Raw genomic sequence first — 1,336 nt, 5'->3', positions numbered from 1 at the left:
TGAACCGTCCTGGGTCTGGTGGAGACCGTGATCTCACCAGGAGAATGCCGGTATGGGTGCACTGAGGAAGTTTGATCCAGAGACGCGTGAGCGGGCTGTGAGGATGTATCACGACCACCTCGCCGAGCATGGCGGCGGAAAGCTCGCCGCCCGGAAACACGTGGGCGCATTGCTCGATATCAACCAGGCGACGTTGCGGAACTGGATCGAGAAGGACCGGCCGATCGTGACTGCGCGGGGAACGATGACGGTGGGCGAGCAGGACGCCGAGTTGGCGGCGCTTCGCAAGGAGAACGCTGAATTGCGAAGGGCCAATGAGATTTTGAAGACAGCGTCGGCGTTTTTCGCCGCGGCGGAGGTCGACCGCCGACTGCGGTGATCGTTGATTACATCGACGCTCACAAGGGTCGGTTCGGGGTCGCCCCGATCTGCCGAGTGCTCACTGAGCACGGCGTGCAGATCGCCCCGTCCACCTACTACGCCCGCACGCAAGCGGGTCCGGTCTCGGTGACACGATTGGCCGAGGCGTACGACGCTCACGCGGTCTACCAGGCGTTTCATCGCAATCGTGGCGTGTACGGCGTCCGCAAAATCTGGCACACGATGCGCCGCGAGGGCCGTGAGATGGGCCGTGATCAGGTGGGCCGACTGATGGGGATCTGCGGGATCGCCGGAGTCACCCGCGGAAAACATCGCACGATCACGACCCAGCGCGATGATCGCGCGCCGCGGCATCCTGATCTGGTGGAGCGCAAGTGGTCATTGCCGGCCAGGCCAGATCAGTGGTGGGTGGCTGATTTCACCTACTGCTGGACCCTGGCAGGGTTCGTTTACACCGCGTTTCTCGTCGATGTGTACTCGCGTCGAATCCTCGGGTGGCGGGTGATGACGAGCAAGTCGACACCGTTGGTGACCAGCGTTCTCGAACAGGCCTTGTTCACCCGACGTAGAACCGACTTCTCGTTCACTGCAACAGGTTTGATTCATCACAGCGATGCCGGAAGTCAGTACACAGCGCTGGCGTTCACCGAAGCATTACGCGACTCCGGCTTGGCCGGATCGATCGGGTCGGTCGGCGATGCACTCGACAATGCGTTGATGGAATCAGCCATCGGGTTGTACAAGACCGAACTGATCGAGCGCCAGCGATCGTGGACCGGGCGCGCAGAAGTCGAGCGCGAGACCGCCGCCTGGGTGCACTGGTACAACACCGAGCGGCTGCACTCATCGATCGGCTACTGCCCGCCCATTGAGTACGAGAGGCGCTACCGTGAGACAGCCACCTCCGAGATGGCGGTGGCCTAAACGAGGTCTCCATCCGATCCAGGACGGTTCA

Annotated in this window: 1 protein-coding gene and 1 other annotated feature; the gene reads left to right on the top strand. The window is 62.2% G+C overall.

Annotation, left to right across the window (positions count from 1 at the left end; genetic code table 11):
* Positions 1-52 precede the first annotated feature (52 nt).
* A protein-coding gene (locus JW364_RS23975) for an IS3 family transposase (protein WP_137811086.1) occupies positions 53-1,305 on the top strand; the annotation gives its coding sequence in 2 pieces (ribosomal slippage) (positions 53-347 and positions 347-1,305; 1,254 coding nt in all).
* Positions 337-468: a sequence feature (AL1L pseudoknot), on the top strand. It overlaps the preceding gene by 132 nt.
* Positions 1,306-1,336: the final 31 nt, after the last annotated feature.

It is taken from the genome of Gordonia sp. BP-119 (genome assembly GCF_016924115.1).
Classification (GTDB): Bacteria; Actinomycetota; Actinomycetes; order Mycobacteriales; family Mycobacteriaceae; genus Gordonia; species Gordonia hongkongensis.
This window is presented reverse-complemented; position numbering and strand designations above follow the sequence as displayed.